The organism is Pseudomonas sp. GZJR-8 (assembly GCF_002916705.1).
GTDB lineage: Bacteria > Pseudomonadota > Gammaproteobacteria > Pseudomonadales > Pseudomonadaceae > Aquipseudomonas > Aquipseudomonas synxantha_A.
Window position 1 is genome coordinate 532,678 of sequence record NZ_JXSI01000004.1, and the last position, 22,040, is coordinate 554,717.

Consider the following 22,040-nt stretch of genomic DNA (forward strand, 5'->3'; position numbering starts at 1 on the left):
GAGGACAACAATCATGATTATCTACGGTGTGGCGTTTCTGGCGCTGTGCACGTTGGCCGGCCTGTTTGTCGGTGAACTGCTGGGCAAATGGATGGGTATCCCGGCTAACGTCGGCGGGGTGGGTATCGCCATGTTGCTGCTGATTGGCCTGGGCAGTTACCTCGGCAAGCGTGGCTTGTTTACCGGCAAGTCGGAGCAGGGCGTGAGCTTCTGGGCTGCGATTTATATCCCGATTGTGGTGGCGATGGCCGCCCAGCAAAACGTGTATGGCGCCATCAGTGGTGGGCCCATGGCGATTCTGGCCGGGACCCTCGCCGTGGTGCTCGGCTTTGCCCTGGTACCGGTGCTGGTGCGTATCGGTAACCGCGAGCCGGTTGCAGCTGTTCCGACCAAAGACGCCGGGTGATCGCCATGTACGAATCGATGATGAAAGTGATCACCGGGTACGGATTGATCAGTGGTTTTGCCGTGATCGGCCTGACCATGTGGGTTTCCTACTGGATCTCTGACACTTTTACCAAAGGCCGCCTGCATGGCTCGGCCATTGCCATTCTGTTGGGCCTGGTGTTGTCGTATGTGGGAGGCGCTTTTACTGGCGGCTCCAAGGGCGTGGTGGATATTCCACTGTTGTCAGGCATTGGCCTGTTGGGCGGCGCGATGCTGCGGGACTTCGCTATTGTAGCCACGGCGTTTGGCGTGAGTGTCGATGAGTTGAAGCGCGCCGGATACGTCGGCGTGCTGGCTCTGTTTGTCGGTGTGGGCTCGTCGTTTGTTGCCGGGGTAGGGGTGGCAATGGCGTTTGGTTATACCGATGCGGTGAGCCTCACCACCATCGGCGCCGGTGCCGTGACCTATATCGTTGGCCCGGTTACCGGGGCGGCGATTGGGGCCAGTTCCGAGGTGATGGCGCTGTCGATTGCCGCAGGGTTGATCAAGGCTATTTTGGTGATGGTAATGACACCGTTCGTGGCCCCGCTGATCGGGCTGAACAATCCACGTAGTGCGGTGATCTTCGGTGGCTTGATGGGCACTTCCAGCGGCGTGGCGGGCGGGTTGGCGGCGACTGATCCGAAGTTGGTGCCTTATGGGTGTTTGACCGCGGCGTTCTATACAGCGCTGGGGTGTTTGTTGGGGCCGTCGTTGTTGTTTTTGGTGATGAGGGGGTTGGTGGGCTGACTGGGGATTTTCGCTGTCTGGTCTGGCGCAATCGGGGGCAAGTCGAATCGTCGCACCGCCCCTCCCACATTTTGACCGCATTCTCAGGTTGGAATGCGGTCAAGTGTGGGAGGGGCGATGCGACGATTCGACTTGCCCCCGATGGCATTCTCAAGCCTGGCGATTGGCATACATCCGACACTCCGCCAACAACGCCAGCAGGTTCGGGTCACGCTCCTTGGCCTTCAAGAACACCACGCCGATCTGCTGCTGCAACCGATACCTGGGTTGCAGCGGTATCAGCTTCACGCGGTTCTCATACACCGCCGCAATCCGCCCAGGCAGCAGCGCATAACCCACCCCCGAGCTGACCATGCTCAGCAAGGTAAATATATCGTTCACCTGCATCGCCACCTTCGGTTCGAACCCCGCCTGCTTGAACACCCGGTTGCCGTCCTGGTGCGTGGCGAAGCCCTGGGTGAGGGTGATAAAGGTGGCGTCACGCACGTCGGCCAGGTCGATTTCCTGATGACGGTCCAGGGGGGAATCGGCCGGTGTGGCAAGGAAGATGTCATCGCTGAACAGCGCGATCTGCTCACAGTCCGGATCGGTGGCGTGATCGTCCAGAGAGATGAGGATCGCATCCACCTCCATGTTCTTGAGCTTGTAGAACAGGTCGAAATTGGAGCCCAGGATCAGGTCGATATTGAGTTCGCTGCGGCGGATCTTCAGGCCCATGATCAGTTGCGGCACGGTCTTGACCGTCAGCGAGTACAGCGAGCCGAGCTTGAAGCGTTCGGCGCAGAAGCCGGCGGCTTCGCGGGTCAGGCGCACTCCCTCGACCACATCGGCTATCAGCTTTTGCGCACGCTCTTCGAGCACGTAGGCGCTTTCCAGCGGGGTGAGGTTGCGCCCTTCATGCTTGAACAGCGGGCAGCGCAAGGCACTTTCCAGGGAGTGGATGGCGCGGTGCACGCTGACGTTGCTGGTTTGCAGTTCGGCGGCGGCGCGGGCCAGGTTGCCGGTGCGCATGAACGCCAGGAAGATTTCCAGCTTCTTGAGGGTGAACTCTTCGTCGATCAGCATGGCCGTGGGCTCTTGTTCGATTGCGCTCGATTGTGCCTGCAAACGCAGCCCTCGTCGCTGGAACGTCACACGCTGCTTGCACTCTTATGCGCAAGGCTGGAGGCTTGCCGCCAGTCGTCAACGATGAGGGGAGGTTAACGATAGATGTATCACGGGGAACGGTTCAACGCCTGGAGCCATTTGCTCGGTGCAGTCGCGGCGTGTATTGGCGCCGTGTGGATGTTGGTGGTGGCGAGCCTGGACGGCAGCCCCTGGAAGATCGTCAGCGTGGCGATTTATGGCTTTACCCTGATGGTGCTGTACAGCGCGTCGACCGTCTACCACAGCGTGCGGGGGCGGCGAAAAGAGATCATGCAAAAGGTCGATCACTTTTCGATCTACCTGTTGATCGCCGGCAGCTACACACCGTTCTGCCTGGTGACTCTGCGCGGGCCCTGGGGCTGGACGCTGTTCGGGATTGTGTGGGGGCTGGCGGTGATCGGCATCCTGCAAGAGATCAAGCCGCGCTCGGAGGCGCGGATTCTGTCCATCGTGATCTACGCGGTGATGGGCTGGATCGTACTCGTGGCAGTCAAGCCGCTGATAGCGGCGCTGGGCACGGCAGGGTTTATCTGGTTGGCGTCGGGCGGCGTGTTGTACACCGTGGGCATCATCTTTTTTGCCCTGGAAGATCGCCTGCGCCATTCCCATGGGATCTGGCATTTGTTTGTGATTGGCGGCAGCCTCCTGCATTTTGTGGCGATCATGCATTACGTGCTCTGAATGTGGGAGGGGGCTTCGGTGGTATTAGAGACGTGCCAGTAGCTCACAGGCACGAATGCCGAAGATCTGCAGCAGCTTGGCGAGCATATGCGGCGGTGGTTCATCGCCACGGGTCAGGGCGTAGAGGGTGATCGGCAGGGGTGGCGTGAGGGTGCGGATGCAGGTGGTTGCCGTCGATGCGCCGAGGGCGGTAAAGGGGTCAATGACCGTCAAACCGGCGCCGGACTCCACCATCGCCCGGGCCAGGGAATAGGTTTGTACCGAGATGGTCACGCGTGGCGGTGGATCGACGTTCTCCAGGTAGCTGTCCAGCTTGGTCGCCAGCGGATCAGCACTGGAAAGCCCGATCAATGGCGCGCCCGCCAGTTCGCTCAGCGGCAATGGCTGGTTGATTTCAGCCGCCGACCAATAGCCCTTGGACGCCAATGCAACCAGCACGCCATTGGCCAGCACCTGGGTGGTCAACCCAGGATGGCCGGAAAAGTTGAGGGTCAGCGCCAGGTCGATTTCGCGCATCAGCAGCTTCTGGACCAGCTCACGGCTATGGTCGCTGGACAGCTCGCAAGCCATGTCGGGGTATTCGCGCTTCCATTCCAGAATCGCCGGAGGCAGCAGCGACAAGGCCAACGCCGGAATCGCACCAATGCGCACGCTTTGCCCTGGGGCGCGGCGCAGGCTCTTGGCTAGACGCCTTACACCTTGCAAGCTCTCGGTGACTTTCTCGACTTCGCTTTCCAGTGCCAGGGCTTCCGGCGTGGGCTGCAATTTGCCGCGCACCCGCAGAAACAGCGCAAAGCCCAGCTGCAATTCGGCGTGCTGCAACACTTTGGTCACCGCTGGTTGCGAGACGTGCAGCAACTGCGCGGCAGCACTGATCGAGCCAGTCTGGCGAATGGCCTGGAAGATTTCGATATGACGCAAGCGCATGGCAAGTCCATAACCTTTGTTTATAGGTGACCCATCTTTATTCATTGTCGGTGGCCTGTCACCTGCGCCTACGCTTGGTCTTCAGTTAATCAACGGTCGGGGGCTGGGATGGCCAGGCAGGTTTGCATCATCGGTGGTGGGGTTATCGGCTTGGCCAGTGCTTATGCTTTGGTACGGGCTGGCCATGAGGTAACGGTGATCGACGCCCGCGATACCTTGGGCAGCGAAACCAGTTTCGCCAACGGTGGGCAGCTGTCCTATCGCTATGTTGCGCCATTGGCCGACGCGGGCGTGCCGCTGCAGGCGATTGGGTGGCTGTTGCGCGGCGACTCGCCGCTGAAGCTGCGCCCACGGCTTGACCTCCAGCAATGGCGCTGGATGGCAGCGTTCATCGGTGCCTGCCGGGGATCGGTGAACAAGCGCAACGCTGCCCACTTGCTGCGGCTGGCGAGCCTGAGCCAAGACACCTTGCAGCAATGGCGTGTCGATGATCGCCTGGACGGCTTCGACTGGCGGCGCAACGGCAAGCTGGTGACCTTTCGCAATGCCGAGACGTTTGAGCGTGCACGCAGCAAGGTCACCGACGTCCTGCAGCAGCAGGTGCTGTCTGCAGTGGATTGTACGCACCTGGAACCGGCGTTGGCGGCAGGTGGGTTTGTCGGCGGCATCTATACCCCGAATGAGGAAGTGGCGGACTGTCATGCTTTTTGCCAACGGCTGGCAGCTCGGTTAAAGGCTTCAGGGCGCTGTACATTTTTGCTGGGTCGCAAGGTTACCGGGATTCGTCACGCCGACGGTGCGGTGCAGGCCATCGAAATGGGCCATGACGTGATGCCGGTCGAACAGTTGGTGCTGGCTGCCGGGCATCGCAGCGCCGAGTTGGCGTTGCCGCGCTTGTCGCTGCCGCTGTACCCGCTCAAGGGCTACAGCCTGAGCGTGCCGATCGGCGCGCAGCACAAGGCGCCGAACGTGAGCATCACCGACTATGACCGCAAGATCGTCTACGCGCGCATTGGTGAGCAACTGCGGATCGCGGCCATGGTGGATATTGTCGGCTTTGATGCTCGTCTTGAGCCCAAGCGCCTGGCCTTGATAAAGCGCCAGGCGCTGGAGACGTTTCCCTTGGCCGGTGACTACGCCCACGCGGTCGAGTGGGCCGGTATGCGCCCGGCAACACCGACGGGCGTGCCATTGATCGGTGCCAGCGCCTACCGCAACTTGTGGCTGAACCTGGGGCATGGCGCGCTTGGTTTTACCCTGGCCTGTGGCAGTGGCCAGCTATTGGCTGAGTTGATCAGCCAGCATGTTCCTTCCATTGATATGCAGGGCCTGGCGCCCCGCGCCGCTTGAGGATGCAGCCATGACTATCACCCGAATCAACAGCAACGAGCGTCTTAGCGCTGCCGTGACCTTCAAGGATTTGGTGTTTCTCTCGGGCCAGGTACCGGGCGATGGCCAGGACGTAGGCAGCCAAACCCGAGAAGTGTTGGCCAGGATCGACGCGCTGTTGGCCGAGGCGGGCAGTGACAAGGATCACCTGCTCAACGCGACGATTTACCTGAAGGACATCAGTACCGGTTTTAAGCCGATGAATGAAGCCTGGTCTGCATGGCTTTCGCCAGGCATGGCGCCCACCCGTACCACCCTGCAAGCAGAGCTGGCGCGACCGAGTGTACTGGTGGAAATCAGCGTGATTGCAGTACGTAAATAACCGATCTACCAACGGAGAATAACAATGAAAAAAATCCTGTTGACCGGCTGCGCTCTTGGACTATTTTTGAGCGCAAACGCCCATGCGACCGAAGCGCCTCTGGAGGGCACCTTGAGCAAGATCGCCAGCGCCAAGGCCATCACCCTGGGGTATCGCGATGCGTCGGTGCCGTTTTCCTACATTGGGGATAACAGTGGCAAGCCGATGGGCTACTCGGTGGACCTGGCGAGCAAGATTGTCGAGCGCATCCAGCAGAAAATCGGGGTGAGTGAGCTCAAGGTGAAATACAACCTGGTGACTTCTCAAACCCGTATTCCGCTGGTGCAGAACGGCACCGTCGACCTGGAGTGCGGCTCCACCGGCGTGACCGCCGAGCGGCAGAAGCAGGTGGCATTTTCCTACGGGTTCATTTACGTGAAGGGGCAGTTGCTAACGGCCAAGGACAGCGGGATCAAAGGCTTTGCCGACCTCAAGGGCAAAAACGTGGTGACCACTGCCGGTACTACCAATGAACGCTTCCTCAAAAGTTACAATGCTGAACACAAAGCCAATATGTTCGTGATCAGCGCCAAAGACCATGGCGAGGCTTTCAAGATGCTCGAGACCGGCCGTGCGGTAGCGTTCTATATGGATGATGCGTTGCTCTACGGCGAGCGCGCCAAGGCCAGGGACCCGCACCACTGGGTGGTGGTGGGCGAGGAGCAGTCGCGGGAGATCTACAGCTGCATGGTGCGCAAAGACGACCCGCAGTTTCTCGCCGTGGTCAACGAGACTTTGGGTGATCTGTACCGTTCGGGAGAGATCAACGGGATTTACCAGCGCTGGTTTGAGCAGCCGATCCCGCCGAAGGGCCTGAACCTGGAATTCCCAATGACCAGCGAGTTGAAGGCGATCATTGCCAAGCCGGTGAGTGATCCGGTGGAGTGATCGCTCCGTTTAGAAATCACCCCAGAGTTGCTGGGCGACCGACAGCGCCACCACGGGCGCGGTTTCGGTACGTAATACCCGTGGCCCCAACCGCGCAGCATGGAAGCCAGCGCCTTGGGCGGTGTCGACTTCGCCGTCGGTCAAGCCACCTTCCGGCCCGATCAGAAACGCCAGGCTCGAAGGCTTCGCGTGACTGATCATCGGCTCGGCGACTGGGTGCAGCACCAGTTTCAGGTCGGCCTCGGTTTGCTTCAGCCAGTCGGCCAGCAACACCGGTGCGTGAATCACCGGCACCGTTGAACGCCCACACTGCTCGCACGCGCTGACGGCAACCTGACGCCAGTGCAGCAGGCGTTTGTCGGCGCGTTCGTCCTTGAGGCGCACCTCGCAGCGCTCGCTGAAGATCGGTGTGATCGCATTGACGCCCAGTTCAGTGGCCTTCTGGATCGCCCAATCCATGCGCTCACCCCGGGACAGGCCCTGGCCGAGGTGGATATGCAGCGGCGATTCATCTTGGCCGGCAAAGCTTTGCGTCAGTTGCACGGTGACGCGTTTTTTACCGACTTCCAGCAGCGTGCCACTGAACTCCTGGCCAGAGCCGTCGAACAGCTGCACGGCATCGCCTTCACCCATGCGCAACACACGGCTGATGTAATGCGCCTGGGCTTCAGGAAGTTCATGATCGCCGAGGCTCAGCGGGGTGTCGGTGAAAAAGCGGGACAGTCTCATTTCTGTTCTCTGAAGAGGTGTATGCAGGAGCGAGCTTGCTGTGGCAAGTCGGTTCTTACAGGGGGTGGTATCAACCCGGGTCACGAAAGCCTGGATGGAAATCTTTGGGTACCGCCACACTGACGTTGCTGTTAGTGGCGATATCAATCCCCTCGCTGGCCACTTCGGCCAGGAAGTCGATCTGCTCCGGTGTAATCACATAGGGCGGCAGGAAATACACCACGCTGCCCAGTGGCCGCAACAGCGCGCCGCGCTCCAGTGCGTGTTCGAATACCTTCAAGCCACGGCGTTCCTGCCACGGGTAGGCGGCCTTGGTGGCTTTGTCCTGCACCATCTCGATCGCCAGCACCATGCCCGTCTGGCGCACTTCCGAAACGTGAGGATGGTCCACCAGGTGCGCGGTGGCGGTCGCCATGCGCTGGGCCAGGGCCTTGTTGTTTTCGATGACGTTGTCTTCTTCAAAGATATCCAGCGTCGCCAAGGCTGCCGCGCACGCCAGCGGGTTGCCGGTGTAGCTGTGGGAGTGCAGGAAGGCGCGCAGGGTAGGGTAGTCGTCGTAGAAGGCACTGTAGACATCTTCGGTGGTGACCACGGCGGCCAGCGGCAAGTAGCCGCCGGTGAGGGCCTTGGACAGGCACAGGAAGTCCGGGCGGATGCCGGCTTGTTCACAGGCGAACATGCTGCCGGTGCGGCCGAAGCCGACGGCGATTTCGTCGTGGATCAAGTGCACGCCGTAGCGGTCGCAGGCTTCGCGCAGCAGCTTGAGGTACACCGGGTGGTACATCCTCATGCCGCCGGCGCCCTGGATCAGTGGCTCGACGATCACCGCGGCAACGGTATCGTGGTGGTCAGCCAGGGTCTGTTCCATGGCCAGGAACATGGTGCGCGAGTGTTCTTCCCAGCTCATGCCGTTGGGGCGCAGGTAGCAATCGGGGCTTGGCACTTTGATGGTGTCGAGCAGCAGCGCCTTGTAGGTCTCGGTAAACAACGGCACGTCGCCTACCGACATCGCGGCGATGGTTTCGCCGTGGTAGCTGTTGGTCAGGGTGACGAAGCGCTTCTTGTTCGGCAGGCCACGGTTGAGCCAGTAGTGAAAGCTCATCTTCAATGCGACTTCGATACAGGATGAACCGTTATCGGCGTAGAAGCAGCGCGTCAGGCCTTCAGGCGTCATCTGCACGAGGCGCTCGGACAACTCGATCACTGGCTGGTGGCTGAAACCGGCGAGGATCACATGCTCCAACTGATCGACCTGGTCCTTGATGCGCTGGTTGATGCGCGGGTTGGCGTGGCCGAACACGTTGACCCACCAGGAGCTGACGGCGTCGAGGTAGCGTTTGCCTTCGAAGTCTTCCAGCCATACGCCTTCACCGCGCTTGATCGGGACCAGCGGAAGTTGCTGGTGGTCTTTCATCTGGGTGCAGGGATGCCACAGCACCGCGAGGTCGCGTTGCATCCACTGGTTGTTCAAGCCCATCGGTGATCTCCTCGAAGCGATCCTGCGGCGCGCGCAGGCGAAACAATCGCGCAAGCCTATGCAATGGTGGCGCGTGTCACAAGCCATTGTGGGGCAATTGGCGGTAAATGCAGGACGGTCTGTCGCGTTTCTTGGGAATAGTCTTAATCCCTTGTTAATTTATGATACCTAGCCTCTTCATCGTATTTCTCGATATTTCAAAGCGAAATTTTCCGCTTTAATTCGATAGGTAAAACGCTAGTCTTGGGCACAGTTCTTACGGGATTAAGTACATGCAGCTACGCAATTCTCCCGCCCGGTACGGCTGGGTCAGCATGGTTCTACACTGGGGCGTCGCCTTGGTGGTGTTTGGTTTATTCGCATTGGGCCTGTGGATGGTCGGCCTCGACTACTACAGCGCCTGGCGCAAAGATGCGCCCGACTTGCACAAGAGCATTGGCATCACGCTGTTTGCCATCATGCTGGTGCGTATCGTCTGGCGTCTGGTCAGCCCGCCGCCACCGCCGCTGGCCAGCTATAGCCGTATGACGCGGATCGGTGCTGCATTTGGCCATGCGTTTCTGTATCTGGGGCTGTTTGCCGTGATGATTGCCGGTTACCTGATTTCCACCGCCGACGGTGTCGGTATTCCGGTGTTTGGCCTGTTTGAAATTCCTGCCGTGGTTTCCGGTCTACCGGACCAGGCAGACACAGCCGGTTGGGTGCATCTGTACCTGGCCTGGGTGTTGGTGGTCTTCGCCGGTTTGCATGGCGTGGCTGCATTGAAACACCACTTTATCGATCGTGATGCGACCCTGACACGAATGCTGGGGCGCAAAGCCTGATGTTCAACCTCGACTCACAAGGAATAGAAAGCATGTTGAAAAAAACACTCGCTGCGCTGGCAATCGGTTCTGCTCTGCTGTCCGCAGGTTCGGCGATGGCCGCTGACTACGTGATCGACAAGGAAGGCCAGCACGCCTTCGTCGATTTCAAGATCAGCCACCTGGGCTACAGCTACATTACCGGTACCTTCAAGGACCTGGACGGCAAGTTCAGCTTTGACGCCGCCAAGCCGGAAGACGCCAAGATTGAAGTTAACGTGCGTACTGCCAGCGTGTTCTCCAACCACGCCGAGCGCGACAAGCACGTCAACAGCAAGGACTTCCTGGAGTCGGGCAAATTCCCTGATGCCAAGTTCGTCTCCACCAGCGTCAAGCCAACTGGCAAAAATGCTGATGGCAAGCTGACTGCTGATGTGACCGGCGACCTGACCTTCCACGGTGTGACCAAGCCGATCCTGGTCAAAGCCACGTTCCTGGGCGAAGGCAAGGATCCATGGGGCGGCTACCGTGCCGGCTTTGAAGGCACCACCAACATCAGCCGCAAGGAATTCAACAAAGACGGTATGGATGTAGGTCCACAGTCTGACAACGTTCAGCTGTACATCACGTTTGAAGGTGTGAAAGCGAAGTAATTTTCGCCGCACATAAAAAATGCCCTGCATCGAAAGATGCGGGGCATTTTTTTGGCTGACGATTCGTGTTGCCTAGCCGGGCCTCATCGCAGGCAAGCCAGCTCCCACAATTGAAATGCATTCCCTTGTGGGAGTGGGCTTGCCCGCGATGGCGTTGTAACAGTCAACGCCTATGGCTTTGGAACTCAGCGGTTGCGGGTCAGCAGCGCCGGTTTCTCACCACGAGGACGGCCTGGCAGTTGGTCCAACTGCTCGGGTGTCGGGAAGCGATCAGCTTTCGACTCCTTGTGGATGATCTTCGGCGCCGGGCCACCACGCGGGTTTTGCACCGCTGGCTCGGACAGGCGTGGCTGGTCGTCACGGGCCGGGCGGCGGTTGTTGCTGCGCGAATCTTCGCGACGCGCCTGGCCGTCACGCGGTGCACCATTACGCGGGCCGCTGCGCTTGGCAGGCGGAGTACCGGTGCTGCCGCCGCTGCTGTTGCGCGGGCCGTTCTGACGGCCACCCTGTGGCTGGCCGCCACGGGGAGCACCCGCACCGGCGCCTTGTGCCGGGGCACCTGGACGACGGCCACGGCCCTGGGCCGGCTTGGCCTGGGGCACGTAGTCGACGCGGTTACCGAAGTTATCCACATCGTCGTCGAGGAACTCGTCCGGGGCACGGTCAGCGGCGGCGCGTGGCGGCTGGCTCGGCTGGCGCTGTTCGCGGGCCGGGGTGCCTTCACGTGGCTTTTGCTCACGGGCCGGGCGTTCACCTCGGCTGCTGGTGGCGGACTTTTCCTTGCCCTTGTCCTTGCCTTTGTCGCGACGACCACCGCCACCACCGCCGCCGTTCGGGCCATCGCCCTTCGGACCGCGTGGGTTGCGCGGGTTACGCACATCCGGACGCTCGCGGGCTTCAGGTTTCTCGGCCTCCACGGCGCTGGCATCGAAGCCCATCAGGTCGCCGTCGGCGATTTTCTGCTTGGTCATGCGTTCGATGCTTTTCAGCAGTTTTTCTTCGTCCGGTGCGACCAGGGAAATGGCCTCGCCCGAACGACCGGCACGGCCAGTACGGCCGATACGGTGCACATAGTCTTCATCGACGTTCGGCAGCTCGAAGTTGACTACGTGTGGCAACTGGTCGATATCCAGGCCGCGGGCGGCGATATCGGTGGCGACCAGGATGCGCACAGTGCCGGCCTTGAAGTCGGCCAGGGCTTTGGTGCGAGCGTTCTGGCTCTTGTTACCGTGGATGGCAACAGCGGTGAGGCCGTGTTTGTCCAGGTACTCGGCCAGGCGGTTGGCGCCGTGCTTGGTGCGGGTGAAGACCAGCACCTGTTCCCACGCGCCGTGGGTGATCAGGTGCGCCAGCAGCGAGCGCTTGTGGCTGGCGGCGAGGCGGAATACGCGTTGCTCGATACGCTCGACCGTGGTGTTCGGTGGCGTGACTTCGATGCGCTCCGGGTTGTGCAGCAGCTTGCCGGCCAGGGCCGTGATGTCCTGGGAGAACGTTGCCGAAAACAGCAGGTTCTGACGTTTGGCCGGCAGGCGTGCGAGGACCTTTTTCACGTCATGGACAAAGCCCATGTCGAGCATACGGTCGGCTTCGTCCAGCACGAGGATTTCCACGTGGGACAAATCGACGCTGCCCTGGCCGCACAGGTCGAGCAAACGACCCGGGCAAGCGACCAGTACGTCAACGCCACGGGACATGGCCTGAACCTGTGGGTTCATGCCGACGCCGCCGAAGATGCAGGCGCTGACGAACTTCAGGTCGCGGGCGTACAGCTTGAAGCTGTCGTGGACCTGGGCTGCGAGTTCGCGGGTAGGGGTCAGGACCAGTACACGCGGTTGGCGCGGGCCGTGACGCTGGGATTTGTCCGGGTGACCGTTGGGAAACAACCGCTCCAGAATCGGGAGGGCGAAACCACCGGTTTTACCGGTACCTGTCTGAGCCGCGACCATCAGGTCGCGACCTTGCAACACGGCGGGAATGGCCCGCTGTTGCACCGGAGTAGGCTCGGTATAGCCCGCTGCCTCGATGGCGCGGACTAAAGCCTCGGAGAGACCGAGGGAAGCAAAGGACATGAGTAATCCTGTTTTAGTTAGGGCTTGGCCCAAAGGGATAATCTTGCCGGGCGTGAATGGCGCTTAGGGGAGCGCAATCCCGTCCGGTCCTGCTGTGTCTGGCGGGCACTCCACCGGCTCGCGCGGGCTGCAAAGCTGCGCAGTAGCTGGGTTGGGTGCCTTTTTCAAGACCCGAGCGGCCGGGCGTAAGCCTGGCGGAAAGGCCGGAGTATAACAGAGCAATCACGGCGCGCTGCTTTCCTGCTGCTCAACGGCGTGTCCGGAGGCTGATATCGGGGAGGTTTGCGCCTGCATCCCACCATATTTGGCGCTCAAGGCGGCATAGGCCGGCTCTTGCTTGAAGCGCTTGAGCTCGGCGGCAAAGCGCTGTACCAACAGGTCCATGCCGGCTCCACGGCGCACCGCGAGAAATTGTTGTTGGCGGCTGACCACCACTGCCGCCTGGCTGACTTTGCCCTCAAGGCCCAGGGTCTTGATGATGTGCTGCCCCACTCGCCGGTCAGTCACGACCATGTCGATGCGTCCGAGCATCAGCTTGCCGAAATTGGCTTCATGGCTGGGGGCAGGCTCGCGCTCGAATGCGCTGGACCCACTGAACGTCTCGCCATAGAGGTAGCCGGGTGAGATGCCGACAGTCAGGCCACGCAGCTCATCGAGGGTTGTGGCGGGGTGAGGGCGATCATTGGCGTAGAACAGGACGAATTCGACTTCCGACAAGGGTTCACTGGGGTAGAGCAACTGGGCGTCGCGTTCATGGCTGTGGAAAATATCCAGCGCGCCATCGGCGTGACCCTGCTCGAGCATCGCCAGGCAGCGCTTCCAGGGCAGGAATTGCCATTGCACTTCCACGCCCAGACGTTGGAACACAGTCACTGTGGTTTCGTAATCCAGGCCGGCCCTGGTGCCGTTATCGTCGTAGACATAGGGCGCCCAGGGCTCGGTGACAATGCGCAGTTTCTCGCCATGAGCGACCAGGCTCAGGCAAGAAAAAAGCACGGCGGTCAGTAGCTTGAAAATGGCGGGCATACCTTGAGGTTACGACGCTCCCGACAGAAAGAGAAGCTCTACCACGCGCATTGGCGGGCGGTGTTATTTCGCCGGAGCGTCCAGCAAGTGTTCGTGGATCGCGGCGCGACGCTCGCCCAGTATCAGCCGCACCACGGGGTTGGCGAACCAGTGTTCCAGTTGGTGGGCATCCAGTGGGCGCTTCTGGCGTTCTTCCTGGTTTTGTCGTGCCTTGTCCCACCAAACCGGGCCGCAGGCCTGATCGAATTCGTTTTCGTGCTCGTAGCAACCATAGAGGATTTCACGAATGAACTGTTGCTGGTGCTTGGGCAGCAGCAGGGTGATCAGCTTGTACATCAAGCGCTGCAAGCGCGGCGGGCGCGGCAGGTGCGAGGAGACCTGGCGGGTATCGGCCAGGGCCTGCGCACTGGTTGGGGCACTGGCGTGTTTGGCGATCCACGCCTTGACCTTGGCCCGGAACAGCTGTTTGCGGCTCCAGTAATGGTGGATCAGGTCCGGGCATTCGCGCACGTTGACGGTGCGGTAGGCGGCGATGGACAGGCAGAACTCTTCCAGGGTGTAGGCGCCCTGGGCGTGGGGGAACAGTTCATCCATCAATTCGATGGAGCGGTCGAGGATGTGTGCATCCTGTTGGGTCAGGCCCATGACCCCGGAATTGAGGGTCATCATGTCATCGTCGGCCACGCCCATCTCCAGCAGGCGCTGGTGCAGGGCGGTGTAGAGGATGCTTTCGTGGTTGTCGCCGTACTTGGTGTAGAAGGCGTTGCACAGCAGGGTGCCGGGCTGCACGCGCTCGAACAGGGCCATGGGCGAATGGTGGAAGAACGTGTCGGTGTCGATCAGCAGCGCCACCTCCGACTCTTCCAGTACCTGGCGCAGTACCACGTGTTTGGTGCGGAAATGATAACCGTGGGGCTCGCTCCAGCGTTTGCGAGTGGCCTCGTCCAGTGGACGCACGCGTACCGGCAGCAGGTGATAAGGCTCGGGATTGTCGGTGAACACCTGGATGTCCACGTTCGCGTCCGGGGTGTCCTGCAGGAACGCCAGTGCGCTGGCGATGCTGAATACCGCTTCCTGGTGGTAGGTCTGGGCACCGAAGACCAGATAGACCAGTTGCGGGCGGGAAGTCGGGGACACTGTATTCATGGACTGCGGGGTTCCGTGGGTCACGTAAAACGACAAAGGCCCTCGTCTGAGGGCCTTGGTACAACCGAACAGACCTCAGCGTGGCAGCTTGAGGTTGTTCCAGACAGCAAGACTGGGTTCAGATTGGTTCAGGGTATAGAAATGCAACCCTGGCGCACCACCCTGCAACAATTGCTCACACATCTCGGTGATGACCTGCTCGCCGAAGGCCTGGATGCTTTTGACGTCGTCGCCATAGGCTTCCAGTTGCTTGCGCACCCAGCGGGGGATTTCGGCACCGCAGGCGTCGGAGAAACGTGCCAGCTTGCTGTAGTTGGTGATCGGCATGATACCCGGCACGATCGGGATATTCACACCCATCGCTTGTACACGCTCGACGAAGTAGAAGTAGCTGTCGGCGTTGAAGAAGTACTGGGTGATCGCACTGTTGGCGCCGGCATTAGCCTTGCGCACGAAGTTCTGCAAATCGTCTTCGAAATTGCGCGCCTGGGGGTGCATCTCCGGGTAAGCGGCCACTTCGATATGGAAGTGATCGCCGCTTTCTTCGCGGATGAAACTCACCAGGTCATTGGCGTAGCGCAGCTCACCGCTGGCCATGCCCATGCCGGACGGCAGGTCGCCACGCAAGGCGACGATACGCTTGATGCCGGCAGCTTTGTATTGGGTCAGCAGACCACGCAGGTCGGCCTTGCTGTCGCCCACGCACGACAAGTGCGGAGCGGCGGGAATTTTGACTTCGCTTTCCAGCTGCAACACGGTGTTGATCGTGCGGTCGCGGGTCGAACCGCCGGCGCCGTAGGTGCAGGAGAAGAAGTCGGGGTTGTAGCTGGCCAGCACCTTGGCAGTGGCCATCAGCTTTTCATGCCCAGCATCGGTCTTGGTCGGGAAAAACTCGAAGCTGTAGCGACGGTCTTGGGACATGGTCATACCCTTTGAAACCCAGAATTGCGGAGTGTGTACACCGTCGATGTGGGAGGGGGCTTGCTCCCGATGGCGGAGTGTCAGTTAATAAATATATTGACTGACCCACCGCCATCGGGAGCAAGCCCCCTCCCACATTAAAGCCCGTTCCCCCACAGGGAGAGTGGGCAGCAGGTGTATCAGTAGCGGTAAGCGTGCGGCTTGAACGGACCTTCAACCGTCACACCGATGTAGTCGGCCTGGGTCTTGGTCAGTTGAGTCACGACGCCGCCGAAGCCGCGGACCATTTCCAGGGCCACTTCTTCGTCGAGTTTCTTGGGCAGTACTTCAACGGTCAGGCGCTCGGCTTTCTGGGCTGGCGACAGGTCGGCGTACTTCTGTTCGAACAGGAAGATCTGCGCCAGTACCTGGTTGGCGAACGAGCCGTCCATGATGCGGCTTGGGTGACCGGTGGCGTTGCCCAGGTTAACCAGGCGGCCTTCGGCCAGCAGGATCAGGTAGTCATCGTTCTGCGGGTCGAAATTGCCGGCGCCGGTACGGTGAACCTTGTGCACCTGCGGTTTCACTTCTTCCCATGCCCAGTTCTTGCGCATGAATGCGGTGTCGATCTCGTTGTCGAAGTGGCCGATGTTGCAGACAACGGCGCGCTTCTTCAGGGCCTTGAGCATGTTCGCATCGCACACATTCACGTTACCGGTGGTGGTGACGATCAGGTCGATCTTGCCCAGCAGGGCCTTGTCGATGCTTGCTTCGGTACCGTCGTTGATACCGTCGATGAACGGCGAAACCACTTCGAAACCGTCCATGCAGGCTTGCATGGCACAGATCGGGTCAACTTCGGAGACCTTGACGATCATGCCTTCCTGACGCAGGGACTGGGACGAACCCTTGCCCACGTCACCGTAGCCGATCACCAGGGCTTGCTTGCCCGACAGCAGGTGGTCTGTGCCACGCTTGATCGCATCGTTCAGGCTGTGACGGCAGCCGTACTTGTTGTCGTTCTTGCTCTTGGTCACCGAGTCGTTGACGTTGATGGCCGGGATCTTCAGCTCGCCCTTGGCCAGCATATCCAGCAGGCGGTGCACGCCAGTGGTGGTTTCTTCGGTCACGCCGTGGACGCGGTCGAGGATCTGCGGGTACTTCTTGTGCAGCAGTTCGGTCAGGTCGCCGCCGTCGTCGAGGATCATGTTGGCATCCCATGGCGCGCCATCCTTGAGGATGGTTTGCTCCAGGCACCACTCGTACTCTTCTTCGGTTTCGCCCTTCCAGGCAAATACCGGGATACCGGCGGCAGCGATAGCGGCGGCGGCCTGGTCCTGAGTCGAGAAGATGTTGCACGAGGACCAACGCACTTCGGCACCCAGGGCAACCAGGGTTTCGATCAGTACGGCGGTCTGGATGGTCATGTGGATGCAGCCCAGAATCTTCGCGCCCTTGAGCGGCTGTTCAGCGGCGTACTTGCGACGCAGGCCCATCAGGGCCGGCATTTCGGATTCGGCGATAAAGGTTTCGCGACGGCCCCAGGCAGCGAGGGACATGTCGGCGACTTTGTAGTCGTTGAAATCTGCAGGCGTCATTACAGCGCTCATAGAGAGCCTCCATTCGTAGTGTGCGAATGGGCGCCGTTGTGCGTTTAGTATCAGGCCAGGGCAACCAGGCCGGACAACGCCCCATCCGAGCCTGACAGGTTGAACCTGCTGCAGCGCCCCTCGGACAGGTGGCGGGAGAACGGTATCAATCGAAGATGACCGTTTTGAAACGGAGGCGATTATAGCCGTGTATGTGGCACTTCCCAAGCCTTTCTGTCGGCGGCATGAAGATCGCGCATGGGGGCGATAGGCAATGGCTCATAGAGCTTGGGCCCTGGCTCTGCCATGATGTTGCCCATCATTTGGCAAGACGCTTTGGAGTGATCATGAACTTCCACACCCGCAAATGGGTAAAACCCGAAGACCTCAACCCCAACGGCACCCTGTTCGGTGGCAGCCTGCTGCGCTGGATCGATGAAGAAGCAGCCATTTACGCGATTGTCCAATTGGGCAACCAGCGCGTGGTGACCAAATACATCTCCGAAATCAACTTTGTCAGCGCCTCGCGCCAGGGCGACATCATTGAACTGGGTATCACCGCCACTGAGTTCGGCCGCACCTCCATCACTCTGACCTGTGAAGTGCGCAACAAGATCACCCGCAAAAGTATCCTGACGGTGGAAAAAATGGTCTTCGTCAACCTGGGCGAAGACGGTTTGCCGGCGCCCCATGGCCGTACCGAAATCAAGTATGTGAAGGACCAGTTCCAGGACGACGGTCTTTCTGAGTAACACCTGCGCGACGTGATTTGCGTTACCAAATCATTCCGTGTGGATCCTTCCGAGGCTCTCTCATCACTCAGGCCTACACCCTGTAGAGAGAGCCTCATGTATGAAAGTCTCCAGTTCTGTTGTAGAAAATAAGCCTCTTTCGTCTCAAACCTTCAGCCAGGACGTGAAGACGCCTTTGGTCAAGGGCGTGGGCGAGCGCAACCTGAGTATTTATCGGCATAGCGATGGCCGCGTCGAGGTGGTGCTGTCACCGCCGCCGCCCGCTCACTTGGTGCTCAGTGGCGGTGGCGCCAAGGGCATTGCCTTTCCCGGGATGGTGCAGGCGCTTGAAGACGCCGACAAACTCAAAGGCGTCAAGGTGGTGTCGGGCTCGTCTGCCGGTGCGATTTCTGCAGCGTTACTCGCCAGTGGCATGGACGCGAAGGCGTTCACGCAGTTGTCGAACAGCCTCGACTTGCCCAGCCTGCTCAATAGCAAAGATCCGATCCTGGCCTGGCTGCAGGATGCAAGTTCCAAACTTGGCAAGCTTGCGGGCAATCTACCTGGCCCGGGCGGCAATATTTCGCAACTGCTGCTGACCCTGCTGCCGCGCCTGCAAACCGAGGGGCAGCCCCTGGAAGAATTGATTCGCAACCAGTCACGTCAATCGATTCTTGCCCATATCGAGCGTATGCCTAAGGCGGACCGCCCGCCTGAAGTCACGCAAATCGCCGACCGGCTCAAAGCCGGAGCCGGGCCCACCTTTCGCGACCTGGAGGTGTTGAGCCGCCATATTCCGGCGATCAAGCAACTGAACATCACGGGCACAGGCATGTTCGACGGTCGTCCACAGTTGGTGGTGTTCAATGCCAGCCTGACGCCAGATATGGACATCGCCCGTGCTGCGCTTATTTCGGGGGCGTTGCCGGGCCTGTTCAAGAGCCCGTCCGAACAGGGCCATGGGTTTCAGGCGGATGCAGAGGTTACGGCGTTTCAAGACGGAGGGCTGCTCCTCAATACCCCCGCCCCCGGTGTCATTGAACGTTCGTTTCCGGAGAGCCCTTTGGGCAAGGACGAATCGCTGATCGTCAAGTTCGAATCCGAGCAGAGTTCACCACCGCGCCAGAGCGGTGGCTTTTTCAGCCATTTGGCTGACAAGTTCACAGGCACGCCGCATACCGCGGCTGAAACCTACCAAGATGACCGGCTCAAGGCGTTTTCGGATCAAACGGTGACATTGCCGTTGAACTCGAACAAAGGCGATTTTCGCGGCCTGCTCAACGGCACCGTCAACTTCACCATGACGCTTGAACAGAAACAGCATTTGCAGGCCCAGGCTCGCCAATCGGTGTCGAGCCACCTGCAAAAGCGTGAACTGACACGTGAGCGCCATGAGTTCGCCTCCCTGGACGATGCTGTGTTGGCGATGGATGATCAAATGCTTGCCAGCGTGCAGGGTGAATTGCGCAAGGACCCCGCCAGCGCAGACGCACTGCGGTTTCGCGATGAGGCGAAACAGGCGTTGGAGGCGTTGGACAGTGCAATTACCGAAGCCAACCAATCCGACACGTCCCTGAAGATTACTCCGAAGATTGCTGCGGCCTTACGCAACCTGGACTCTCTCGCCAGCAGGCCCGAGCACATCGAGTGGTTGGGCAAACGTCTGAATACGCCGGGCCAGCGTAATTTCCAGCAGCTTTTACAGGTGGGCGCCAAGCAAAAATCGGGCAGTGTGCCAAGTATGTCCAAGGTATTGAGCAGTGCGGTCGCCGAGATGCAAAGTCGGGATATCGGGGTGAAAGCTGAAAACTTTACGCGGGAGGTCATCTACCCATCGCTGTACCGTCCTGGCCAGCCGGCATCCAACGTTGAGCTGCTGCAACGTGCGGTGCGTGACTTAAAAGAGGCGAAGACGCCACAAGACTTCAATAGCGTGCTCGATGGCATCATCAAATACTATCAAGCGCGCAATAAACCCTGGAGCAAACCCGTGAGTTCCACCACCGTGGAACAGGCCAAGGCGTGGCGCATTCCGGTTTAATTGCCGGGCCATTGAACAGCCATCGTCGCGGCATGTCGTAGCTTCAGGCACCCCTCGGACTTTGGTACATCATGGCCACTCAAGCAGACGGCAAGACCCCCAACCTGTCGCAGGAAGAGCAGCAGGACGTCGACAAGAACCAGCCGCCCCGTGCGGCGGTTCTTCACGAAATCATCCGTACCCAGGGCGACCAGGAGCTGGAGCGCAGTGTCGCCGCCTTATGGTGGTCGGCACTGGCCGCCGGACTCACCATGGGCCTGTCGTTGATGGCGATGGGTTTGCTCAATTCACGCCTGCCGGACGCCGAGGGCTTCAAGGTGATAGCCAGTTTTGGCTATTGCGCGGGGTTTCTGGCGGTGATCCTCGCACGCCAGCAACTGTTCACCGAAAACACCCTGACCGCGGTGCTGCCGGTCATGAGCAAGCCCACTCTGGGCAATGCTGCACGTCTGCTACGACTATGGACAGTCGTGCTGGTAGGTAATCTGTGCGGCACTTTGCTGGTGGCTTACGTGATGTTGCATTTACCGATTTTCGATACCAAGACCGACCTGGCCTTTCTTGAAATCGGACGCAAGATCATGGAGAACGATTCTGGCCAGATGTTTGCCAAGGGCATCGTTTCCGGCTGGATGATCGCCACCATGGTGTGGATGATCCCATCAATGGAAAGCGCAAAGATGTGGATCATTATCCTGATCACATACCTGATGGCCCTGGGTGACTTCACGCATATCGTCGTTGGTTCGGCGGAAGTGTCATACCTGGTGTTTGCCGGCGAGCTGCCGTGGAAGGATTTCTGGCTGGTGTTTGCCGGACCGACCCTGGCGGGCAATATCATCGGCGGCAGTTTTATCTTCGCCCTGATCAGCCATGCGCAGATTCGCAGTGAGAGCAGCCTGCCAGGCAAAGCTGCTGCGGACCCTCGGCATCCGCAGCCGACTAGAAAAGATCAGTGATGTTCAGGCGTGGCCTGGGGTTCGCCCCGGGTCACGTGTTTGACCAGCTTGCCGATGCTCAACCCCTGCAACAGGATCGATGACAGCACCACGATGTAGGTGATGCTCAGCAACAAGTCGCGCTCCGGACCCAGGGGCAGCGCCAAGGCCAAGGCCACCGAGACACCGCCACGCAAACCACCCCAGGTCAGGATGCGGATAGTACCGCGCGGTACCGTGCGCCAGCGCCGCAGCAGCAAGATCGCCGGGGCCACCGTCAACAGGCGCGAGAGCAGGATCGCCACGGCGAGCAAACTGGCCGCGAATACGTGCAGCCAGTTGAATGGCAACAGCAGCAACTCCATGCCGATCAGCGCAAACAGCAAGGCGTTGAGCATGTCATCAAGCAGTTCCCAGAAACCATCCAAGTAGCGACGCGTCATGTCGTTCATCGCCAGGTTGCGTCCCAGGTTGCCGATGATCAGCCCCGCGACCACCATTGCAATCGGTGCGGACACGTGCAGTTGCGAAGCCATGGCCGAACCGCCGATCACCAGGGCAAGGGTCAGCATCACTTCGATCTGGTGCTGTTCGATACTCTTGATCATCAGGTACACGAGGTAGCCGATCAGCCCGCCGAATACCACGCCGCCTATGGCCTCGTGGGCAAACAGCAGGGCAGTGGCGCCCACGGTGGGCGTCTCGCCCAACTGCGCGATACCCAACAGCACGGTAAACACCACCACGGCGGTGCCATCATTGAACAGCGACTCGCCGACAATGGTGGTCTTCAGTGGTTTCGACGCATTGGCGGTACGCAGCACGCCGAGCACCGCAATCGGGTCTGTAGGCGAAATCAGCGCGCCGAACAGCAGGCAGTAGAGGAAGCTCACGTGCCAGCCGAACAGGGCGAAGATGTAATAGGCCAGGCTGCCGATCACCACGGTGGCGATCAACACCCCAAAGGTGGCCAGCAGGCCGATGGGCCAGCGGTAACTGCGCAAGTCGTTCAAGTTGACGTGCAAGGCGCCAGCGAACAGCAGGAACGAGAGCATCCAGTTCATCAGCAAATCGCCGAAGTCGATCTGGCCTATCAGTTGCTGGATGCGCTCTTCCAGGCCGGGATAGCCGATAAAGCTCAGGCCCTGCAGGATCAGGGAAAAAAGCAGCGCAGTGACCATTACACCGATGGTCGGCGGCAGGCCGATAAAGCGGTAGTTCACATAGGTGAGCAGGGTGGTGAGGCAAATGAAGGCGGCGACAAGTTCGAGCATCCGGGGTCCTTGGAGCAGGGAAATGTAGGCGCATGGGGGGCGCCGAGGTGGTGTTTAGTATAAACAGGTGAAGTTACATCACGAATCAATTGAGGA

Annotated in this window: 21 protein-coding genes and 1 riboswitch; of the genes, 11 read left to right on the forward strand and 10 right to left on the reverse strand. The window is 60.0% G+C overall.

The annotated features are described in order from the left end of the window. Positions 1-13 precede the first annotated feature (13 nt). Together madL and madM are read left to right on the forward strand one after the other, a co-directional pair. Complete coding sequence (madL, locus tag TK42_RS11560) at positions 14-406, forward strand: malonate transporter subunit MadL (protein ID WP_103734244.1); 393 nt, start codon at positions 14-16, stop codon at positions 404-406. 5 nt (positions 407-411) lie between these two features. Further along, complete coding sequence (gene madM / locus TK42_RS11565) at positions 412-1,176, forward strand: malonate transporter subunit MadM (protein ID WP_032881185.1); 765 nt, start codon at positions 412-414, stop codon at positions 1,174-1,176. A gap of 150 nt (positions 1,177-1,326) precedes the next feature. Here madM and TK42_RS11570 read toward each other — a convergent pair whose 3' ends face one another. Then, a complete protein-coding gene (locus TK42_RS11570; protein ID WP_032878959.1) occupies positions 1,327-2,241 on the reverse strand; it encodes a LysR substrate-binding domain-containing protein in 915 nt (304 codons plus the stop codon). Positions 2,242-2,385: 144 nt separating this feature from the next. On the opposite strand from TK42_RS11570, the gene TK42_RS11575 reads away from it, so the two are divergent. After that, on the forward strand, positions 2,386-3,003 hold the full coding sequence (locus tag TK42_RS11575; protein ID WP_005792233.1) for a hemolysin III family protein: 618 nt from the start codon (positions 2,386-2,388) through the stop codon (positions 3,001-3,003). A 24-nt stretch (positions 3,004-3,027) separates the two neighbouring features. Here TK42_RS11575 and TK42_RS11580 read toward each other — a convergent pair whose 3' ends face one another. After that, a complete protein-coding gene (locus tag TK42_RS11580) occupies positions 3,028-3,930 on the reverse strand; it encodes a LysR family transcriptional regulator (RefSeq protein WP_032878961.1) in 903 nt (300 codons plus the stop codon). Between the two features lie 108 nt (positions 3,931-4,038). On the opposite strand from TK42_RS11580, the gene TK42_RS11585 reads away from it, so the two are divergent. From TK42_RS11585 to TK42_RS11595, 3 genes are read left to right on the forward strand one after another with little or no spacing between them, the layout of a single operon-like run. Beyond that, positions 4,039-5,280 (forward strand): D-amino acid dehydrogenase, encoded by a 1,242-nt coding sequence (locus tag TK42_RS11585; protein ID WP_103734245.1) that lies wholly within the window; start codon positions 4,039-4,041, stop codon positions 5,278-5,280. Between the two features lie 10 nt (positions 5,281-5,290). Further along, on the forward strand, positions 5,291-5,641 hold the full coding sequence (locus TK42_RS11590; RefSeq protein WP_103734246.1) for a RidA family protein: 351 nt from the start codon (positions 5,291-5,293) through the stop codon (positions 5,639-5,641). Between the two features lie 24 nt (positions 5,642-5,665). After that, the gene (locus TK42_RS11595) at positions 5,666-6,568 is read left to right on the forward strand and encodes a transporter substrate-binding domain-containing protein (protein ID WP_078822546.1); all 903 of its coding nucleotides are present in this window, start codon (positions 5,666-5,668) and stop codon (positions 6,566-6,568) included. Between the two features lie 9 nt (positions 6,569-6,577). Here the strand turns inward: TK42_RS11595 and TK42_RS11600 are convergent, their stop codons facing one another. Continuing rightward, positions 6,578-7,297, reverse strand: coding sequence for a 16S rRNA (uracil(1498)-N(3))-methyltransferase (locus tag TK42_RS11600; protein ID WP_078822545.1), 720 nt, complete (start codon positions 7,295-7,297; stop codon positions 6,578-6,580). A 70-nt stretch (positions 7,298-7,367) separates the two neighbouring features. After that, on the reverse strand, positions 7,368-8,774 hold the full coding sequence (locus tag TK42_RS11605) for an adenosylmethionine--8-amino-7-oxononanoate transaminase (RefSeq protein ID WP_103734247.1): 1,407 nt from the start codon (positions 8,772-8,774) through the stop codon (positions 7,368-7,370). Between the two features lie 272 nt (positions 8,775-9,046). Between TK42_RS11605 and TK42_RS11610 the strand changes: the two genes are divergently transcribed. Next, positions 9,047-9,598 (forward strand): cytochrome b, encoded by a 552-nt coding sequence (locus TK42_RS11610; RefSeq protein ID WP_032878972.1) that lies wholly within the window; start codon positions 9,047-9,049, stop codon positions 9,596-9,598. Between the two features lie 32 nt (positions 9,599-9,630). Beyond that, the gene (locus TK42_RS11615; protein ID WP_014720298.1) at positions 9,631-10,230 is read left to right on the forward strand and encodes a YceI family protein; all 600 of its coding nucleotides are present in this window, start codon (positions 9,631-9,633) and stop codon (positions 10,228-10,230) included. Positions 10,231-10,415: 185 nt separating this feature from the next. Here the strand turns inward: TK42_RS11615 and TK42_RS11620 are convergent, their stop codons facing one another. From TK42_RS11620 to ahcY, 5 genes are all read right to left on the reverse strand, one after another. After that, complete coding sequence (locus TK42_RS11620) at positions 10,416-12,299, reverse strand: DEAD/DEAH box helicase (RefSeq protein ID WP_032878973.1); 1,884 nt, start codon at positions 12,297-12,299, stop codon at positions 10,416-10,418. Positions 12,300-12,521: 222 nt separating this feature from the next. Further along, a complete protein-coding gene (locus tag TK42_RS11625) occupies positions 12,522-13,325 on the reverse strand; it encodes an ABC transporter substrate-binding protein (RefSeq protein WP_103734248.1) in 804 nt (267 codons plus the stop codon). 63 nt (positions 13,326-13,388) lie between these two features. Then, positions 13,389-14,471, reverse strand: a complete 1,083-nt coding sequence (locus TK42_RS11630; protein ID WP_032878976.1) for a hypothetical protein — start codon at positions 14,469-14,471, stop codon at positions 13,389-13,391. A gap of 75 nt (positions 14,472-14,546) precedes the next feature. Continuing rightward, entirely contained in the window at positions 14,547-15,392 is an 846-nt protein-coding gene (metF, locus tag TK42_RS11635) for a methylenetetrahydrofolate reductase [NAD(P)H] (RefSeq protein WP_005792219.1), read from the reverse strand. Between the two features lie 179 nt (positions 15,393-15,571). After that, positions 15,572-16,981 (reverse strand): adenosylhomocysteinase, encoded by a 1,410-nt coding sequence (gene ahcY / locus TK42_RS11640; protein WP_005792218.1) that lies wholly within the window; start codon positions 16,979-16,981, stop codon positions 15,572-15,574. A 21-nt stretch (positions 16,982-17,002) separates the two neighbouring features. After that, a riboswitch (S-adenosyl-L-homocysteine riboswitch) is annotated at positions 17,003-17,109 on the reverse strand. Positions 17,110-17,307: 198 nt separating this feature from the next. Here ahcY and TK42_RS11645 point away from each other — a divergent pair. The 3 genes from TK42_RS11645 (at position 17,308) to TK42_RS11655 (ending at position 20,691) form a co-directional block, all read left to right on the forward strand. After that, a complete protein-coding gene (locus tag TK42_RS11645) occupies positions 17,308-17,712 on the forward strand; it encodes an acyl-CoA thioesterase (RefSeq protein WP_032878978.1) in 405 nt (134 codons plus the stop codon). Positions 17,713-17,812: 100 nt separating this feature from the next. Continuing rightward, positions 17,813-19,732: a patatin-like phospholipase family protein gene (locus tag TK42_RS11650; protein WP_103734249.1), complete on the forward strand. Its 1,920-nt coding sequence runs from the start codon at positions 17,813-17,815 to the stop codon at positions 19,730-19,732. 71 nt (positions 19,733-19,803) lie between these two features. Next, complete coding sequence (locus tag TK42_RS11655) at positions 19,804-20,691, forward strand: formate/nitrite transporter family protein (RefSeq protein WP_005792214.1); 888 nt, start codon at positions 19,804-19,806, stop codon at positions 20,689-20,691. Here TK42_RS11655 and TK42_RS11660 read toward each other — a convergent pair. Then, on the reverse strand, positions 20,685-21,944 hold the full coding sequence (locus tag TK42_RS11660; protein ID WP_032878983.1) for a sodium:proton antiporter: 1,260 nt from the start codon (positions 21,942-21,944) through the stop codon (positions 20,685-20,687). The two genes, TK42_RS11655 and TK42_RS11660, sit on opposite strands and share 7 nt — an antisense overlap. Positions 21,945-22,040: the final 96 nt, after the last annotated feature.

Bases quoted from the DNA above. Each gene is read 5' to 3' on its own strand.
- madL (WP_103734244.1), top strand. From the start codon at position 14: ATGATTATCTACGGTGTGGCGTTTCTGGCGCTGTGCACGTTGGCCGGC.
- madM (WP_032881185.1), top strand. From the start codon at position 412: ATGTACGAATCGATGATGAAAGTGATCACCGGGTACGGATTGATCAGT.
- TK42_RS11570 (WP_032878959.1), bottom strand. From the start codon at position 2,241: ATGCTGATCGACGAAGAGTTCACCCTCAAGAAGCTGGAAATCTTCCTG.
- TK42_RS11575 (WP_005792233.1), top strand. From the start codon at position 2,386: ATGTATCACGGGGAACGGTTCAACGCCTGGAGCCATTTGCTCGGTGCA.
- TK42_RS11580 (WP_032878961.1), bottom strand. From the start codon at position 3,930: ATGCGCTTGCGTCATATCGAAATCTTCCAGGCCATTCGCCAGACTGGC.
- TK42_RS11585 (WP_103734245.1), top strand. From the start codon at position 4,039: ATGGCCAGGCAGGTTTGCATCATCGGTGGTGGGGTTATCGGCTTGGCC.
- TK42_RS11590 (WP_103734246.1), top strand. From the start codon at position 5,291: ATGACTATCACCCGAATCAACAGCAACGAGCGTCTTAGCGCTGCCGTG.
- TK42_RS11595 (WP_078822546.1), top strand. From the start codon at position 5,666: ATGAAAAAAATCCTGTTGACCGGCTGCGCTCTTGGACTATTTTTGAGC.
- TK42_RS11600 (WP_078822545.1), bottom strand. From the start codon at position 7,297: ATGAGACTGTCCCGCTTTTTCACCGACACCCCGCTGAGCCTCGGCGAT.
- TK42_RS11605 (WP_103734247.1), bottom strand. From the start codon at position 8,774: ATGGGCTTGAACAACCAGTGGATGCAACGCGACCTCGCGGTGCTGTGG.
- TK42_RS11610 (WP_032878972.1), top strand. From the start codon at position 9,047: ATGCAGCTACGCAATTCTCCCGCCCGGTACGGCTGGGTCAGCATGGTT.
- TK42_RS11615 (WP_014720298.1), top strand. From the start codon at position 9,631: ATGTTGAAAAAAACACTCGCTGCGCTGGCAATCGGTTCTGCTCTGCTG.
- TK42_RS11620 (WP_032878973.1), bottom strand. From the start codon at position 12,299: ATGTCCTTTGCTTCCCTCGGTCTCTCCGAGGCTTTAGTCCGCGCCATC.
- TK42_RS11625 (WP_103734248.1), bottom strand. From the start codon at position 13,325: ATGCCCGCCATTTTCAAGCTACTGACCGCCGTGCTTTTTTCTTGCCTG.
- TK42_RS11630 (WP_032878976.1), bottom strand. From the start codon at position 14,471: ATGAATACAGTGTCCCCGACTTCCCGCCCGCAACTGGTCTATCTGGTC.
- metF (WP_005792219.1), bottom strand. From the start codon at position 15,392: ATGTCCCAAGACCGTCGCTACAGCTTCGAGTTTTTCCCGACCAAGACC.
- ahcY (WP_005792218.1), bottom strand. From the start codon at position 16,981: ATGAGCGCTGTAATGACGCCTGCAGATTTCAACGACTACAAAGTCGCC.
- TK42_RS11645 (WP_032878978.1), top strand. From the start codon at position 17,308: ATGAACTTCCACACCCGCAAATGGGTAAAACCCGAAGACCTCAACCCC.
- TK42_RS11650 (WP_103734249.1), top strand. From the start codon at position 17,813: ATGAAAGTCTCCAGTTCTGTTGTAGAAAATAAGCCTCTTTCGTCTCAA.
- TK42_RS11655 (WP_005792214.1), top strand. From the start codon at position 19,804: ATGGCCACTCAAGCAGACGGCAAGACCCCCAACCTGTCGCAGGAAGAG.
- TK42_RS11660 (WP_032878983.1), bottom strand. From the start codon at position 21,944: ATGCTCGAACTTGTCGCCGCCTTCATTTGCCTCACCACCCTGCTCACC.